Consider the following 16,967-nt stretch of genomic DNA (forward strand, 5'->3'; position numbering starts at 1 on the left):
GAGGACCGTAAGGTCTCCGAGCTCTATGATCTGATTCACCCCAACGCCAGCGAAACGCTGACGGTGCGTTCGCTGTTCGTGATCGACCCGAACAAGAAGGTACGCCTGACCATCACCTACCCGGCCAGCACCGGACGCAACTTCCACGAAATCCTGCGGGTGATCGATTCGCTGCAACTGACCGACAACTACAAAGTCGCGACGCCGGCGAACTGGAAAGACGGTGACGACGTTGTGATCGTGCCGTCGATCAAGGACGAAGCAGAAATCACGGAGCGCTTTCCCAAGGGTTATACAGCCGTCACGCCGTACCTGCGCCTGACGCCACAGCCGAATCGCTGAGACCCGGATCCAACCACGACATTCGGGCCGACTTATCGGCCCTTTTTTTCGCCGCGAACGCTGCCCCTGTGGGAGTGAGCATGCTCCCGAAGACGGTATTCCAGCCCCTGAAGATGTGCGGGCCGTAAGCTCTTCTTCGCGAGCAAGCTCGCTCCCACAGGTTTGTGGCAGGCCACAGGAAGGCTGATACTCGCATATTCGTTTTGGTGCTAACCAAATGAATAAATATGATTTTAGAGAATAACCGTCCCCTGTTATGGTCTCTCCGTCCTGGCGAGATCGCCGGCAATGAATCCCACACAACGCCTTACTGGTCCGCCATCGGACGAGCAGGTGCCACCTGTTAGCTACACAGCAAAGGAGCGTGCCATGCGCACCGTCATTTTGCGTCGAGGCCTGGTCGCTCTGTTTGCCGCGGCGGTTTCCCTCGGCGCCCTTACTCAGGCCCAGGCCGACACCTTGCGCATCGGTTACCAGAAATACGGCACGCTGGTGTTGCTCAAGGCCAAAGGGTCGCTTGAGAAGAAGCTCGCCGACCAAGGCGTGCAGGTCCAATGGACTGAATTCCCCGGCGGCCCGCAGCTGCTCGAAGGGCTGAACGTCGGCTCCATCGACTTTGGCGTGACCGGCGAAACGCCGCCTGTGTTTGCCCAGGCGGCTGGCGCGGATCTGCTGTATGTGGCCTCCGAGCCGCCAGCGCCGACCAGCGAAGCGATTCTGGTGCCCAAGGATTCGCCGATCACTTCGGTCAAAGACCTTAAAGGCAAGAAGGTCGTCCTTAATAAGGGCTCCAATGTGCATTACCTGCTGGTGCGCGCGCTGGAAGACGCTGGCCTGAAATACACCGATATTCAAACCGTGTTCCTGCCGCCTGCGGACGCCCGTGCCGCCTTCGAGCGTGGCAGCGTTGATGCCTGGGTGATCTGGGATCCGTACCAGGCCGCGGCCGAACAGCAACTGCAGGCGCGAACCCTGCGCGACGGCAAAGGCATCGTCGACAACAACCAGTTCTATTTGGCGACCAAGCCCTATGCGCAGGCGCATCCCAAGGTGATTCAGACCTTGGTTGAAGAAGTGCGCGCCGTCGGCGAATGGTCCAAAGCCAACCCGGAAGGGGTGACCAAACAGGTCGCACCGCTGCTGGGCCTGTCGGAAGACATTACCCGCACGTCGGTGAAACGTCAGGGCTACGGCGCTTTGTTCATCACGCCTGAAACCGTCGCCGCGCAACAGAAAATTGCGGACACCTTTTACCAACTCAAGCTGATTCCTAAACCGTTGCGCATCGCTGATGTGATCTGGACGCCACCCGCTGCTGTCGCGAAAGCGCCGTAAGCCCGGCATAGGAAGGAGACAACTCCATGAGCGTGGAAAAAATCACTCACAAACTGGCGCCCTGGTTGCTACCGGTTTTGTTGTTGGCCATCTGGCAACTGGCGGTCAGCGCCGGTTGGCTGTCGACCCGCATACTCCCAGCGCCCAGCGCTGTGATTGAAGCCGGCGTGACGCTGGTGCGCAGCGGCGAAATCTGGACCCACCTGGCAATCAGCGGCTGGCGTGCAGGGATCGGCTTTGCCATCGGCGGCGGGATCGGTCTGGCACTGGGCTTCATCACCGGCTTGTCGAAATGGGGCGAACGTCTGCTCGACAGTTCTGTGCAGATGATCCGAAACGTGCCGCACCTGGCATTGATTCCGCTGGTCATTCTGTGGTTCGGCATCGACGAGACCGCCAAGATATTTCTGGTCGCGCTGGGCACGCTGTTCCCGATTTACCTGAACACGTATCACGGCATTCGTAACATCGACCCGGCGCTGGTGGAAATGTCACGCAGCTACGGGTTGAGCGGCTTCGGGCTATTCCGCCATGTGATTCTGCCAGGCGCCATGCCTTCGATTCTGGTCGGCGTGCGGTTTGCGCTGGGCTTCATGTGGCTGACGCTGATCGTCGCCGAAACCATTTCGGCCAGTTCCGGCATCGGTTATCTGGCGATGAACGCCCGGGAGTTTCTGCAGACTGATGTCGTGGTGCTGGCGATCGTGCTGTACGCCGTTCTCGGCAAATTGGCAGACCTGGCGGCGCGTGGTCTGGAACGGGTTTGCCTGCGTTGGCACCCGGCGTATCAAGCGGCTAAAGGTGGCGCGCAATGAGCAATCTCCAACAACCGGCAAACCTGTTGCGCGGGATTCCCTTGCAGGTCCGCAAGCTGAAGAAAACCTTCGGCTCGCGGGAAGTATTGAAAGACATCGATCTGCACATTCCAGCCGGCCAGTTCGTCGCCGTCGTGGGCCGAAGCGGCTGTGGAAAGAGCACCCTGCTGCGCCTGCTGGCGGGCCTCGATCTGCCGTCGAGCGGTCAATTGCTGGCAGGCAATGGCTCACTGGCCGATGCGCGGGAAGACACGCGACTGATGTTCCAGGAAGCGCGCTTGCTGCCGTGGAAGAAGATCATCGACAACGTAGGCCTTGGGCTCAGTGGCGACTGGCGCGGCAAAGCACTTGAAGCGCTGGACGCCGTAGGTCTGGCGGAGCGAGCCAACGAATGGCCAGCGGCGTTATCGGGCGGACAGAAGCAGCGCGTGGCCCTCGCGCGTGCGCTGATTCACCAGCCACGGCTGCTGCTGCTCGATGAGCCTCTCGGTGCGCTGGACGCCCTGACCCGAATCGAGATGCAGCAACTGATCGAGAACCTGTGGAAAAAGCACGGCTTCACCGTGTTGCTGGTGACCCACGACGTCAGCGAAGCCGTGGCCATTGCCGACCGGGTCTTGCTGATCGAAGAGGGCCGCATCGGTCTTGATCTGCAGGTCGATCTGGCCCGCCCGAGGGCGCGCGGCTCCCACCGGCTCGCCGCGCTGGAAACCGAAGTACTTAACCGCGTGTTGTCGCTGCCAGGCAGCCCGCCCGAACCCGAACCGACTTCACCGCTGCCCACGCAATTGCGTTGGGCCAACTAAATCCATCGGCAATCTTGCCCTGGAACTGATCTCTCAAAGGAAGCCTTACCATGACTATCAAAGCCATCAACGTGCGTAACCAGTTCAAAGGCACCATCAAGGAAATCGTCACCGGCGACGTGCTGTCCGAAATTGACGTGCAGACCGCATCGGGCGTCGTGACCTCCGTCATCACCACCCGCTCGGTAAAAGAGTTGGAGCTGGTGGTCGGCAGCGAAGTGATCGCGTTCGTCAAATCCACCGAGGTGTCGATCGCCAAGTTGTGATCGTTGCTCAATCGCAAGCGACTGCCCCTTGTGTAGGAGCGCGCTTGCCCGCGATGGCGGGGGCAGCCGGGATGTCGGGCTGAGCTCTGCCGCTATCGCGGGCAAGCGCGCTTTTGCTTTGATCTCGATCCAAACCCCAGATAGGTGTCGAACTCCGATCGGTAGGAGCCGGCTTGCTGGCGTACGCGTGTTGGCAGCCAACAATGACGTCTCAGACCACTTGAATTCGCCAGCAAGCCGGCTCCTACGGATCCAGTTAATCCACGGCCGCTCGCTGGTGTAGCCCGATTTGGATTTCGCGGGTTTACGAACTTTGTGAGCGCTTGGGCAAATACGGCGGCAGGTACAACCCCAGATACGCATCAAACACCCGCAATCCTTCCTCGGCCATGCGCGGGGTGATCGCGTTGTGCAACTGCACCGAGCGCGCGTACACCCTGTCTGCAAGTTCCAGCGCCAAGGCAAACACCTCAACGTCATCGGGCAACGTCGGCAGCTGGAAATGCCGGGCGAAGAGCTCATGCATGAGGTTGCCCAGTTCGATGTCGTGCTGACGATCCGCCTGGGTGACTTCGGTCAGGCCATGCTGGGCGAGGATTAACTGCCGCGCGGCGGCGTCGTCGCTGTAGATCGCCAGCATCCGCGACTCCACCACATGCGACAGGTCTCGCCACTGGTTCAGCTGGTCGTGATCGATGGGCTGCTGCAGGCTTTCGCGAAATGCTTCATGGACATCCGCTGTCAGCGCTTCGAGCAGCGCCGGAACGCTGGCGAAGAAGTGATAGACCGAGGAGGGCGGTATTTCCGCCCGTTCGGCGACGCTGTAGATGGAAAGGCTCGCCACGCCATCCGATGCCAGCAGCGCACGTGCCGCATCAAGGATAGAGTCGATCCGCGCCTGACTGCGTGCACGAGGTTTGCGGGGTGGGGCAAGGCGGGTCATCGGTGCTCTCTCGGTCGGGGCGCGCGGGCATTCTAACGTGGCGGCCAGCAGATTGCCTTCCCGGCTGAAGCCGGTCCCACAAGGTATTCGCGATGCCTCAGTAAGGCGGTCCCACAAGGTATCCGCCGTGTTTCAGTGGGACCGGCTTTAGCCGTGAAGAGGCGGTCCGGGCTCCATGGATTCGACGACGGAGCGCGTCCTTTCACTGAGCTGTTTGCGCGGCTCCTGAATGAAAAACGCCACCCATTCTTTCGAAAAGGTGGCGCTTTCGTCACTCATGCAGCTATCAAACCGTGTGCAGATACCAATTGTATTCAAGGTCGGAGATGGAGTGCTCAAACTCCTCCAGCTCACTTTCCTTGCACGCAACAAAGATATCGATGTACTTCGGATCGATGTACCTGGCCATGACTTCGCTGTCGTCCAGCTCGCGCAAGGCATCGCGCAGGTTGTTCGGCAGGCTCTGCTCGTTCTGCTCGTAGGAGTTGCCTTCTACGGGCGGACCGGGCTCGATCTTGTTGGTCAGGCCATGGTGAATGCCTGCCAGCACCGATGCCATCAACAGATACGGGTTGGCATCTGCACCGGCAACCCGGTGCTCGATGCGCACCGAATCGGCCGTCCCGGTCGGAACGCGCACGGCAACGGTCCGGTTATCCAGACCCCAGCACGGTGAGTTGGGGACGTAGAACTGAGCACCAAACCTGCGGTACGAATTGACGTTCGGGCAGAGGAACGCCATCTGCGCGGGCAGGGTCTCGAGCACACCGCCGATCGCATGACGTAATGCGGCGTTCTGCTCGGGATCCTCGCTGGTGAAGATGTTTTTGCCATCGCGATCCAGGATCGAAATGTGCACGTGCAATCCGTTGCCCGCCTGGCCCGGATAAGGCTTGGCCATGAAGGTGGTGTCCATCTCATGGTCGTAGGCGATGTTCTTGATCAGACGCTTGAGCAGCACCGCGTAATCACAGGCTTTGAGCGCGTCGGCGGTGTGGTGCAGGTTGACTTCGAACTGCGCCGGGGCACTTTCCTTGACGATCGCGTCAGCGGGAATGCCTTGCTCCTTCGCGCCTTCCAGAATGTCCTGAAGGCAGTCAACGTACTCGTCCAGGTCATCGATCAGGTAAACCTGTGTTGAATGCGGGCGTTTGCCGGAGATCGGCGAGCGCGGCGGCTGTGGACGACCGTTCACGTTTTCCTGGTCAATCAGGTAGAACTCAAGCTCGAATGCAGCGCAGATGGTCAGGCCCATCTCGTCGAACTTGCTGACAACCTGGCGCAGCACTTCACGCGGATCCGCGAAGAAGGGCGTGCCTTCCAGCTCGTGCATGGTCATCAGGAGTTGTGCGGTAGGACGCTTCTGCCAGGGCTCATTGCAGAGAGTGTCAGGGATTGGATAACAGATTCGGTCAGCATCGCCGATGTCCAGACCCAGGCCGGTGCTTTCCACCGTCGAGCCGTTGATATCCAGTGCGAATAGGGAAGCTGGGAGGTTGATGCCTTTTTCGTAAACCTTATGAAGGCTGGTGCGTTCGATGCGCTTGCCGCGCACCACTCCATTCATATCTGCAATCAGAAGGTCAACGTATAGAACCTCAGGATGTTCCTTAAGGAACGCGTTCGCTTCGTTGAGCTGAACGGCACGCGGGGGTACCGACATGATGCAACACCTTTGTTGTTGAAAATATCAATCATCGAGCATTACGGGTTTCAGTCAATCCGAAAGGCCAGACGAAGTCAAGGGAGCCTGATTCGCCCTAAAAGGGCGCCAAAAAGCCAATTTCGCCGCACTTTAGGGCAAATGTCGTGCGCCGAAGGTCAAGCAAACTAGGGGTTAGAGCAGGGCGTGTTTTATTTTTTACGGGCGTGTTGTGGAAAAAAATGAACAACGCTAAGCTCGATTGCAACCCATAACAGCAATAATACCGGGGGTCCCATGTTTCGCCTTCCGCTGATCGGCACCAACGCCTGCACTCAGCATTTCGGGCACCCGTTCCCCACGTCACACCTTGTCACTGTAGCGGCCCAGCCAGCGCGCCGGCCACGGCTTATGCCTCTGCGCGACACCTCGACACCTTACTCGTTATCAACGCAGCGGTTCCAGCGGGCGCGTGTTTTGCTTCGGCTGACGCACTCAGGCCAGAGCGCTGTGCCGACGCGCAGTGCAGCTTTTTGCACAACCCGGACTATCTTTCAGTCTTCCAGGCCATTGGCGATGCCTGGGGAAAACCTGCAACACCTTGACGCCAGCGCTTCAAAGAACGCCTGACCGCCATGACGGCGACCAGGAATCAAAACCCTGAGGTATTTATGAGTACCAACCTCGACCAGCTCACCGATTGGTTGAAAGAACACAGGATTACCGAAGTCGAATGCATGATCGCCGACCTCACCGGTATCACACGGGGCAAGATTTCACCGACCAACAAGTTCATTGCTGAAAAGGGCATGCGCTTGCCGGAAAGCGTACTGCTCCAGACCGTGACGGGCGACTATGTCGAAGACGACATCTACTACGAATTGCTGGATCCCGCAGACATCGACATGTTCTGCCGTCCTGACCAGAGCGCGGTGTTTCTGGTGCCCTGGGCCATCGAGCCAACGGCGCAGGTGATTCACGACACCTACGACAAGCAAGGCAACCCCATCGAGCTGTCCCCGCGCAACGTCCTCAAGAAAGTACTCAAGCTCTATGCCGACCAAGGCTGGCAGCCCATTGTGGCGCCGGAGATGGAGTTCTACCTGACCAAGCGCAGCGACGACCCCGATTACCCGCTGCAGCCGCCGGTGGGCCGCTCCGGTCGCCCGGAGACCGGTCGTCAATCGTTCTCCATCGAAGCTGCCAACGAATTCGACCCGCTGTTCGAAGACGTCTACGACTGGTGCGAGCTGCAGAACCTGGACCTGGACACGCTCATCCACGAAGACGGCACCGCGCAGATGGAGATCAACTTCCGTCACGGCGACGCGCTTTCTCTGGCCGACCAGATTCTGGTGTTCAAGCGCACCATGCGCGAGGCCGCCCTCAAGCACGACGTGGCCGCGACCTTCATGGCCAAGCCCATGACCGGCGAGCCCGGCAGCGCCATGCACCTGCACCAGAGCATCATCGACATCGAAACCGGCAAGAACATCTTCTCCAATGAAGACGGCACGATGAGTCAGCTGTTCCTTCAGCATATTGGTGGTTTGCAGAAGCTGATCCCCGAGCTGTTGCCGCTGTTCGCGCCCAACGTCAACTCGTTCCGCCGCTTCCTCCCGGACACCTCCGCGCCGGTCAACGTCGAGTGGGGCGAAGAAAACCGTACCGTCGGCCTGCGCGTTCCGGATGCCGGTCCGCAGAACCGTCGTGTGGAAAACCGTCTGCCCGGCGCCGATGCCAACCCGTATCTGGCCATCGCTGCCAGCCTGTTGTGCGGTTTCATCGGCATGGTCGAGGGCCTGAACCCCAGCGCCCCGGTGGTCGGCCGTGGTTACGAGCGGCGCAACCTGCGCCTCCCGTTGACCATCGAAGACGCGCTGGAGCGGATGGAAAACAGCAAGACGGTTGAAAAATACCTCGGCAAGAAATTCATCACCGGTTACGTCGCGGTCAAGCGCGCCGAGCACGAGAACTTCAAGCGTGTGATCAGTTCGTGGGAGCGGGAATTCCTGCTCTTTGCCGTCTGACGTCCCGGGGCGCGGTCGAGTCCTGAATGGATCGACGGCGTCCCACACGCGATACCACAATGGAGTGATTCATGAGTTCCAACAATCCGCAAACGCGTGAATGGCAAGCCCTCAGCAGTGATCATCACCTGGCGCCGTTCAGCGACTTCAAGCAGTTGAAAGAGAAAGGCCCGCGCATCATCACCAACGCCAAGGGCGTTTACCTCTGGGACAGTGAAGGCAATAAGATCCTCGACGGTATGGCCGGGCTCTGGTGCGTCGCCATCGGTTACGGCCGCGAAGAGTTGGCCGACGCGGCCAGCAAGCAGATGCGCGAGTTGCCTTACTACAACCTGTTCTTCCAGACCGCTCACCCGCCTGCGTTGCAACTGGCCAAGGCCATTTCCGACATAGCCCCCGAGGGCATGAACCACGTGTTTTTCACCGGTTCAGGCTCTGAAGGCAACGACACGGTGCTGCGCCTCGTGCGTCACTACTGGGCAATCAAAGGCCAGCCGAGCAAGAAAGTCATCATCAGCCGCGTCAACGGTTATCACGGCTCGACCGTCGCCGGGGCGAGCCTGGGCGGCATGACTTACATGCACGAGCAGGGTGATCTGCCGATCCCGGGCATCGTGCATATCCCGCAGCCTTACTGGTTCGGTGAAGGGGGCGACATGACGCCCGACGAATTCGGTGTCTGGGCGGCCGAACAGCTGGAGAAGAAGATTCTCGAACTGGGCGTGGATAATGTCGGGGCGTTCATCGCCGAGCCGATCCAGGGCGCCGGCGGCGTCATCGTCCCGCCTGACAGCTACTGGCCCAAGATCAAAGAGATCCTTGCCAAATACGACATCCTTTTTGTGGCCGATGAAGTGATCTGTGGCTTTGGCCGCACCGGGGAGTGGTTCGGCAGCGACTTCTACGGCCTCAAGCCGGACCTGATGACCATCGCCAAAGGCCTGACCTCCGGCTACATCCCTATGGGCGGCGTGATCGTGCGCGACGAAGTGGTCAAAGTGCTCAATGAAGGCGGCGACTTCAACCACGGTTTCACTTACTCGGGCCACCCGGTGGCGGCGGCCGTGGGGCTGGAGAATATTCGTATTCTGAGTGAAGAAAAGATCGTGGATCGGGTGAAGTCCGAAACGGCACCCTATTTGCAAAAGCGTCTGCGCGAGCTGAGCGACCACCCGCTGGTGGGTGAAGTCCGGGGCGTCGGCATGCTGGGCGCAATTGAGCTGGTCAAAGACAAAGCCACTCGCACGCGTTATGCCGGTAAAGGCGCGGGCATGATTTGCCGCACTTTTTGCTTCAACAATGGCCTGATCATGCGGGCCGTGGGCGACACGATGATCATCTCCCCGCCGCTGGTGATTACCTTCGCCGAGATCGACGAGTTGATTGAAAAGGCGCGAAAGTGCCTGGACCTGACATTTGAGTCATTGCAAAGCTGAATTTTGACCGGGAAATTGCCAGACTGTCGCCGTCTAGACGCCGCTTACATAAAAACACTGGAGCCGTACGAATGAAGAAATTTGGCAAAACCCTCCTGGCCGTGTCCCTCATGGGCGCAGTGGCCGCCGTTGCGCACGCCGATGACAAGGTCCTGCACGTCTACAACTGGTCCGACTACATCGCCCCCAACACCATTGCCGACTTCGAAAAAGAGTCGGGCATCAAAGTGGTGTACGACGTGTTCGACAGCAACGAGACCTTGGAAGCCAAGTTGCTGGCCGGCAAGTCGGGCTACGACATTGTTGTGCCGTCGAACAACTTCCTGGCCAAGCAGATCAAGGCCGGCGTCTACCAGGAGCTGGACAAGTCCAAGCTGCCAAATTACAAAAACCTCGACCCTGCCTTGTTGAAAGCCGTGTCGATCAGCGACCCGGACAACAAGCACGCGTTCCCGTACATGTGGGGCTCGATCGGCATTGGCTTCAACGCCGACAAGGTCAAAGCTGCACTGGGTGCTGACGCTCCTGTGAATTCGTGGGACCTGCTGTTCAAGCCGGAGAACGCGGCCAAACTGAAAGGCTGCGGTATCAGCTTCCTCGACTCGCCTACCGAAATGCTGCCAGTGGCGCTGCATTACCTGGGCCTGCCGACAGACAGCCAGAAGAAAGAAGACATCCAGAAAGCCGAAGACCTGTTCAAGAAGATCCGTCCTTCGATCACCTACTTCCACTCGTCCAAGTACATCTCGGACCTGGCCAACGGCAACGTCTGCGTAGCCGTGGGTTATTCGGGTGACGTCTACCAGGCCAAGGCGCGCGCTGAAGAAGCGGGCGGCAAGGTCAAAGTCAGCTACAACATTCCGAAAGAAGGCGCAGGCAGCTTCTACGACATGGTCGCCATCCCTAAAGATGCCGAAAACGTCGAAGGCGCCTACAAGTTCATGAACTTCATCCTGCAACCGAAGGTGATGGCTGAAATCACCAACTCCGTTCACTTCCCGAACGGCAACAAGGCGGCGACCGAGTTCGTCGACAAGGACATCACTTCTGACCCGGGCGTTTATCCGCCGGCAGACGTTTTGGCCAAGTTGTACGCGATCGCCGACTTGCCAGCGGCGACTCAACGCTTGATGACCCGCAGCTGGACCAACATCAAATCGGGTAAGTAAGCCTGACCGGGTGGGGCACATGCCCCGCCCACATCAGCTGTCACGACACCCGCGTCACAAAAAGTTTTTTTGCGAGAAGGGTTTATCGAAGGTAAGTTGCGCGCCGGATGGGTCACAGGCAGTCGTTACTGTCATCGGTACGGGCAACAGGCCCACCTACTAAAAAAGGACTGCACACGTGTCTATTTCTTTATTTTCAAAGGGCTTGCTACTCGGGGCTGGCCTCACGCTTGCCGCCGGTGCCTACGCGGACTCCACCGTCCGCATTTATAACTGGTCCGATTACATCGGCACCACCACGCTGGAGGACTTCACGTCCACCACCGGGATCAAAACCAAGTACGACGTCTTTGACTCCAACGAAACCCTGGAAGGCAAGCTGCTTGCCGGCCATACCGGGTATGACGTGGTCGTTCCGTCCAACCACTTCCTGGGCAAACAGATCAAGGCCGGTGCGTTCCAGAAGCTCGACAAATCGCAGCTGCCCAACTATTCCAACCTCGACCCTGAGCTGCTCAAGCGCCTGGAAAAGAACGACCCGGGCAATCAGTACGCCGTGCCGTACCTGTGGGGCACCAACGGCATCGGCTTCAACGTCGACAAGATCAAGGAAGTGCTGGGCGTCGACACCATCGATTCCTGGGCCATGCTGTTCGAGCCTGAAAACATCAAGAAGCTGCAGAAGTGCGGCGTTGCGTTCCTCGACTCGGCTGACGAGATGATGCCCGCCGTCCTCAATTACATGGGCTTGAACCCGAACAGCACCGACGAAAAAGACTACAAGGCTGCCGAAGCCAAGCTGCTCAAAGTCCGTCCGTACGTGACCTATTTCAACTCGTCCAAGTACATCACTGACTTGGCCAACGGTGACATCTGCGTCGCTGCGGGCTTCTCCGGCGACGTGTTCCAGGCCAAGGCCCGTGCCGCGGAAGCCGGCAAAGGCGTCAAAATCGCCTACTCGATTCCGAAAGAGGGCGGCAACCTGTGGTTCGACATGCTCGCCATACCATCGGATGCGCCGGACGTGAAGGCCGCTCACGCGTTCATCAACTACATCCTCAAGCCTGACGTGATCGCCAAGGTCAGTGACCAGGTGGGTTACGCCAACCCGAATCCGGCCTCGGGTGAGCTGATGGATCAGGAAATTCGCAATGACGAGGCGGTCTACCCCTCAAAAGAGGTGCAGGCGCGCCTGTACGTCAATTCCGAATTGCCGCCGAAGATCCAGCGCGTGATGACGCGCAGCTGGACGAAGATCAAATCCGGTAAATAAAGACCTTGGCGCCCGGCCACATTGGTCGGGCGCAAAAACAGTTGGGAGTTTCACCCATGGCAGTTGCCTCAGGCGCCTACAAGAAATCCCTTGAGGGTGGTCAGCAACCGAAACAGGTGCTGGTCAAAATCGATCGGGTCACGAAAAAGTTCGATGAGACGATTGCTGTGGACGACGTGTCTCTGCAGATCAACAAGGGTGAGATCTTTGCCCTACTCGGCGGCTCCGGCTCGGGAAAATCGACCCTGCTGCGCATGCTCGCCGGCTTTGAACGTCCGACCGAAGGCCGCATTTACCTCGACGGCGTCGACATCACTGACATGCCGCCGTATGAACGCCCCATCAACATGATGTTTCAGTCTTACGCGCTGTTTCCGCACATGACCGTGGCGCAGAACATTGCCTTCGGTCTGCAGCAGGACAAGCTGCCCAAGGCCGAGATCGAAGCGCGCGTGGCGGAAATGCTCAAGCTGGTGCAGATGACCCAGTACGCCAAGCGCAAGCCGCATCAGCTGTCGGGTGGCCAGCGTCAGCGTGTGGCACTGGCGCGTTCGCTCGCCAAGAAGCCGAAATTGCTGCTGCTTGACGAGCCCATGGGCGCACTGGATAAAAAACTGCGCTCGCAGATGCAGCTGGAACTGGTGGAGATTATCGAGCGCGTGGGGGTGACCTGCGTGATGGTGACTCACGACCAGGAAGAGGCCATGACCATGGCCGAGCGCATCGCAATCATGCACTTGGGCTGGATCGCGCAGATCGGCAGCCCTATCGATATCTACGAAACGCCAACCAGCCGTCTGGTGTGCGAGTTCATCGGCAACGTCAACCTGTTCGACGGTGAAGTCATCGAAGACATGGAAGGCCATGCGCTGATCAGCAGCCCCGAGCTTGAGCGCAAGATTTACGTCGGCCACGGCGTCACCACGTCGGTGGAGGACAAGCGCATTACCTATGCGCTGCGTCCCGAAAAATTGCTGGTGACCACCGAGCAGCCGTCGTTCGAACACAACTGGTCGCGGGGCAAGGTCCACGATATCGCCTATCTGGGCGGTCACTCGGTGTTCTACGTGAAGCTGCCCTCGGGCAAGCTGGTGCAGTCGTTTGTCGCCAACGCTGAACGTCAGGGCACGCGACCGACCTGGGACGATGAAGTCTTCGTCTGGTGGGAAGACGACAGCGGCGTGGTATTGCGCTCATGAAGATCCGAAAAATAAAACGGGCTTTCAACCGAATAAAACCCACCGGACGCCAAGCGGTTATCGGCGTCCCGTTTCTGTGGCTGTTTCTGTTTTTCGCGCTGCCGTTTCTGATCGTCATCAAGATCAGCTTCGCCGAAGCGGACGTTGCGATCCCTCCGTACACCGAGATCTTCACCTACGTCGAGCAGAAGCTCGACATCGTGCTCAACTTCGCCAACTACGCGCTGTTGACCAGTGATGATCTGTACATCTCGGCGTATCTGGGCTCGCTGAAGATGGCGTTCATCAGCACGGTGTTGTGCCTGCTAATCGGCTATCCGATGGCTTACGGCATCTCCATCGCCCGCAAAGAAATGCAGACGGTGCTGTTGCTGCTGATCATGATGCCGACCTGGACCGCGATCCTGATCCGCGTTTATGCCTGGATGGGCATCCTCAGCAACAACGGCCTGCTCAACGCTTTCCTCATGTGGCTGGGTGTGATCAGCGAGCCATTGCAGATCCTCAACACGAACCTCGCGGTGTACATCGGCGTGGTTTATTCCTACCTGCCGTTCATGATCCTGCCGCTCTACGCCAATCTGGTGAAGCACGATCAGAGCTTGCTGGAGGCCGCGTCGGACCTGGGCTCGAGCACCTTCAACAGTTTCTGGAAGATCACCGTGCCGCTGTCCAAGAACGGCATCATCGCCGGCTGCATGCTGGTGTTCATTCCGGTGGTCGGCGAGTTCGTCATTCCGGAACTGCTGGGCGGCCCAGAAACGTTGATGATCGGTAAAGTGCTCTGGCAGGAATTCTTCAACAACCGTGACTGGCCGGTTGCGTCGTCGCTGGCGGTGGTGATGCTGTTGATCCTGATCGTGCCCATCATTCTGTTCAACCGCAGTCAGGCCAAAGAGCTGGAGGGCAAGGCATGAGAGGCTTCCGATTCTCGAACCTGATGTTGGTGCTGGGCCTGATCTTCATCTACGCGCCCATGGTCATTCTGGTGATCTACTCGTTCAATGCCTCCAAACTGGTGACGGTCTGGGGCGGCTGGTCGGTGAAGTGGTACGTCGGGCTGCTCGACAACACCCAACTGATGAGCGCGGTCATGCGCTCGCTGGAAATCGCCCTGTACACCTCGATTGCGGCGGTCGCGCTGGGCACGATGGCGGCCTTCGTGCTGACGCGAATCACTCGCTTCAAGGGCAAGACGTTCTTTGGCGGTCTGGTCACCGCGCCGCTGGTGATGCCTGAAGTGATCACCGGTCTGTCGCTGTTGCTGCTGTTCGTGGCGATGGCGCAGTTGCTCGGCTGGCCGGAAGAGCGCGGCATCGTCACCATCTGGATCGCTCACACGACGTTCTGCGCAGCATATGTGGCCGTGGTGGTGTCGGCACGTCTGCGTGAACTGGACATGTCCATTGAAGAAGCGGCGATGGATCTGGGCGCGCGGCCATGGAAGGTGTTCTTTTTGATCACCATTCCGATGATCGCGCCGTCGCTGGCAGCGGGGGCAATGATGTCCTTCGCGCTGTCGCTGGATGACCTGGTGCTGGCGAGTTTCGTCTCCGGGCCGGGCTCGACGACTCTGCCGATGGAAGTGTTCTCGGCGGTGCGCCTGGGCGTGAAGCCTGAGATCAACGCCATTGCCAGCCTGATTTTGCTGGCGGTGTCGATCGCGACCTTCCTCGTGTGGTTCTTCAGCCGCCGCGCGGAAAACAACCGCAAGCGCGCCATCCAGCAAGCCATCGAAGAAGCCGCGGCAGACGGCTGGAAACAGCCGGACGTACGGCGAGCCAAGGTCGCAGAGTCGATTTGATCCACCGGCGTTTCTCCAGCTCACTGTTGATCGTTCCCACGCCCCGCGTGGGAATGCCTCCCCTGACGCTCCGCGTCACAGCGATAGACGATGCACGCGATGCTTTCAGTGGGACCGGCTTCAGCCGGGAAGAGGCCGGTGTGTGCGCTATAGATTCCGCGGTGTAACACCCGACGCCTTCGCCTTCCTGACTAAAGCCGGGCCCACAGGTTGGCGTTCCGGCAGGTCCCACAGGTTGGCGTTTCTCCAGGCCCCGCTGCATGCACGCGATGCTTTCAGTGGGACCGGCTTCAGCCGGGAAGAGGCCAGTGGGCGCGCTGAAGATTCTGCGGTGTAAGGCCCGACGCCTTCCCGGCTAAAGCCGGTCCCACACCTTGGCGTTCCGCTAGGTCCCACTGATGACGCAGAGCGTCCCGGGCGCCAACCCCAAGCGGAGCGTGGCGACGATCATCAACGCCGGTCCCACATGTCGGGGCTTCAGCCAGGTCACAACGCTCTGATGGGATTATTGCCCCGGCACCAACTCCAAAACTTCTTTGCTGTTTCCCGTCACGTCCCCTTCACTGAACCGCTCCGGCACGTATTCGCCCTTGATGTAGCGCGGCGCCTGATCTGCGTAATGCTTGTCGAACAGCACGCCGCTCTGGCCTACCGGATTGATCCCCAGTGCGTGGGCCGGGTCGGCGAAGTCGATGAGGCGGCGGGTCGAGGGGCCGTAGGTGACGGGCCACGGCGCGGGCCCCATGCTCGCTGATAAATTGTTCGGCACCTCGTGCGTCCCCGGCGCGGCGAATGGCCCGACATTGAACAGCATATCCAGCGGCGGCTGCTTGCCCAGCGGATGCTCGTGGGTCAGCGTGTGCGCCTTGCCCCATGTCCAATCATCCGGGTTCTGGCCGTACAGGGATTTGAGGTGCGAGACCGCGGCATGCCACGCCACTTTCACGGTGTTGTCCCGATTTTCGGGCTCCCTTGAATGGCGATTGTTCCACCACGGCGAGTCGGCTTCGGCGGCCAGTCGCGGCAGGGCCATGTCGATGAGCCGGGTCGAGAGCAGCGTGCTGAACATCCCGTCGCTCAGCTCATCATGGAAAACCCGATCGGTCAGGTTGAACAGGAACTGATTGAACAGCGTTGCGCCTACTGAATCCACGGAATACTCACCGTTCCACGCCACCATGCGCTCCAGCAAATCGTGTTCCTCGGGCTCGCTCACCACGCGCCGCAGCACCGGAATCAGTGGCGTAAGAATCTGCGCGGCGTAATCGGTCCGGGTGCCAAGTTGCAGCGCCTTGCTGTTCTCCAGATTCCATTTCACCTTGTCGTCGCTCAACTGATGATCCAACTGACGTCCGCGTTCGGCGAGGTTGTAATAGCCCGGAATCTCCATTCCCGTAGGCGACACCGGCTGGAAGTTCGCCGAGACGATGTAACCCCGCGCCGGATTTTCTTCCTGCGGGTTAGCCGTGAAGGGGTAGAAGCCGTTCTTGTCGGCCTGCTCAGAGCTGCCATCCAGAATGAACGTCGGATTGACCCCCGCGGGCCGTTTAGGCAACTGCGCCGCCGCCCACCAGCCGATATCACCCTTGGCGTTGGCGTAGACGATATTCAGACCAGGCGACTGGATCTTCTCGGCGGCGTTGCGCATCTTGTCGAGCGTGTCGGCGCGGTTGGCGTCGTAAAAGCCCTGCAAGATCGGGTTGTCCGACTCGAGGAACGACCACCACATCGCAATTGGCGTATCGCTCGACGGTTGCCCAGCCGTGGCGCCCAGCGCGTCGTTGACGATCGGGCCGTGGGGCGACTGCCGAAGGGTGAGCGTCACGGGTGGTTCGCCTTTGACGTCGATCTGCTCGGTGCGTGACGTCATGTCCACCCAGGCGCCGTGGTACCAGACTTGATTGGGG

14 protein-coding genes and 1 pseudogene are annotated in these 16,967 nt (G+C 59.4%); 12 read left to right on the forward strand and 3 right to left on the reverse strand.

What is annotated here, in order from left to right:
- From VF672_RS03865 to VF672_RS03885, 5 genes and pseudogenes are all read left to right on the forward strand, one after another.
- A pseudogene (locus tag VF672_RS03865) lies at nucleotides 1–342 on the forward strand (peroxidase); the annotation flags it as partial.
- 369 nt (nucleotides 343–711) lie between these two features.
- Nucleotides 712–1,677 (forward strand): sulfonate ABC transporter substrate-binding protein, encoded by a 966-nt coding sequence (locus VF672_RS03870; protein WP_331101659.1) that lies wholly within the window; start codon nucleotides 712–714, stop codon nucleotides 1,675–1,677.
- 26 nt (nucleotides 1,678–1,703) lie between these two features.
- Nucleotides 1,704–2,492: an aliphatic sulfonate ABC transporter permease SsuC gene (gene ssuC / locus VF672_RS03875; RefSeq protein ID WP_331101661.1), complete on the forward strand. Its 789-nt coding sequence runs from the start codon at nucleotides 1,704–1,706 to the stop codon at nucleotides 2,490–2,492.
- On the forward strand, nucleotides 2,489–3,298 hold the full coding sequence (ssuB, locus tag VF672_RS03880) for an aliphatic sulfonates ABC transporter ATP-binding protein (RefSeq protein WP_331101663.1): 810 nt from the start codon (nucleotides 2,489–2,491) through the stop codon (nucleotides 3,296–3,298). The genes ssuC and ssuB overlap by 4 nt, the downstream gene beginning before the upstream one ends.
- A 50-nt stretch (nucleotides 3,299–3,348) precedes the next feature.
- Nucleotides 3,349–3,564 (forward strand): TOBE domain-containing protein, encoded by a 216-nt coding sequence (locus VF672_RS03885; protein ID WP_037016233.1) that lies wholly within the window; start codon nucleotides 3,349–3,351, stop codon nucleotides 3,562–3,564.
- 304 nt (nucleotides 3,565–3,868) lie between these two features.
- Here VF672_RS03885 and VF672_RS03890 read toward each other — a convergent pair whose 3' ends face one another.
- On the reverse strand, nucleotides 3,869–4,507 hold the full coding sequence (locus tag VF672_RS03890; RefSeq protein ID WP_331101668.1) for a TetR/AcrR family transcriptional regulator: 639 nt from the start codon (nucleotides 4,505–4,507) through the stop codon (nucleotides 3,869–3,871).
- A gap of 286 nt (nucleotides 4,508–4,793) precedes the next feature.
- Nucleotides 4,794–6,170: a glutamine synthetase family protein gene (locus VF672_RS03895; RefSeq protein ID WP_331101670.1), complete on the reverse strand. Its 1,377-nt coding sequence runs from the start codon at nucleotides 6,168–6,170 to the stop codon at nucleotides 4,794–4,796.
- Between the two features lie 650 nt (nucleotides 6,171–6,820).
- Here VF672_RS03895 and VF672_RS03900 point away from each other — a divergent pair.
- The 7 genes from VF672_RS03900 to VF672_RS03930 all read left to right on the forward strand — a co-directional run bounded on the left by VF672_RS03900 (nucleotide 6,821) and on the right by VF672_RS03930 (nucleotide 15,060).
- Nucleotides 6,821–8,179 (forward strand): glutamine synthetase family protein, encoded by a 1,359-nt coding sequence (locus VF672_RS03900; protein ID WP_037016227.1) that lies wholly within the window; start codon nucleotides 6,821–6,823, stop codon nucleotides 8,177–8,179.
- Between the two features lie 71 nt (nucleotides 8,180–8,250).
- Nucleotides 8,251–9,615: an aspartate aminotransferase family protein gene (locus tag VF672_RS03905; RefSeq protein WP_331101674.1), complete on the forward strand. Its 1,365-nt coding sequence runs from the start codon at nucleotides 8,251–8,253 to the stop codon at nucleotides 9,613–9,615.
- A 71-nt stretch (nucleotides 9,616–9,686) separates the two neighbouring features.
- Entirely contained in the window at nucleotides 9,687–10,784 is a 1,098-nt protein-coding gene (locus VF672_RS03910; RefSeq protein WP_331101676.1) for a polyamine ABC transporter substrate-binding protein, read from the forward strand.
- A gap of 178 nt (nucleotides 10,785–10,962) precedes the next feature.
- On the forward strand, nucleotides 10,963–12,057 hold the full coding sequence (locus VF672_RS03915) for a polyamine ABC transporter substrate-binding protein (protein ID WP_331101678.1): 1,095 nt from the start codon (nucleotides 10,963–10,965) through the stop codon (nucleotides 12,055–12,057).
- Nucleotides 12,058–12,113: 56 nt separating this feature from the next.
- Nucleotides 12,114–13,256, forward strand: a complete 1,143-nt coding sequence (potA, locus tag VF672_RS03920) for a polyamine ABC transporter ATP-binding protein (protein WP_065987358.1) — start codon at nucleotides 12,114–12,116, stop codon at nucleotides 13,254–13,256.
- Nucleotides 13,253–14,173, forward strand: coding sequence for an ABC transporter permease subunit (locus VF672_RS03925; protein WP_037016213.1), 921 nt, complete (start codon nucleotides 13,253–13,255; stop codon nucleotides 14,171–14,173). Before potA ends, VF672_RS03925 begins: the two co-directional genes overlap by 4 nt.
- Nucleotides 14,170–15,060, forward strand: a complete 891-nt coding sequence (locus VF672_RS03930; RefSeq protein WP_331101682.1) for an ABC transporter permease subunit — start codon at nucleotides 14,170–14,172, stop codon at nucleotides 15,058–15,060. The genes VF672_RS03925 and VF672_RS03930 overlap by 4 nt, the downstream gene beginning before the upstream one ends.
- Before the next feature lie 505 nt (nucleotides 15,061–15,565).
- On the opposite strand, the gene VF672_RS03935 is transcribed toward VF672_RS03930, so the two are convergent.
- Nucleotides 15,566–16,967: penicillin acylase family protein (locus VF672_RS03935; RefSeq protein WP_331101684.1), on the reverse strand; the 1,402-nt coding region annotated here is incomplete at its 5' end.

It is taken from the genome of Pseudomonas sp. (assembly GCF_036387035.1).
Taxonomy (GTDB): Bacteria; Pseudomonadota; Gammaproteobacteria; order Pseudomonadales; family Pseudomonadaceae; genus Aquipseudomonas.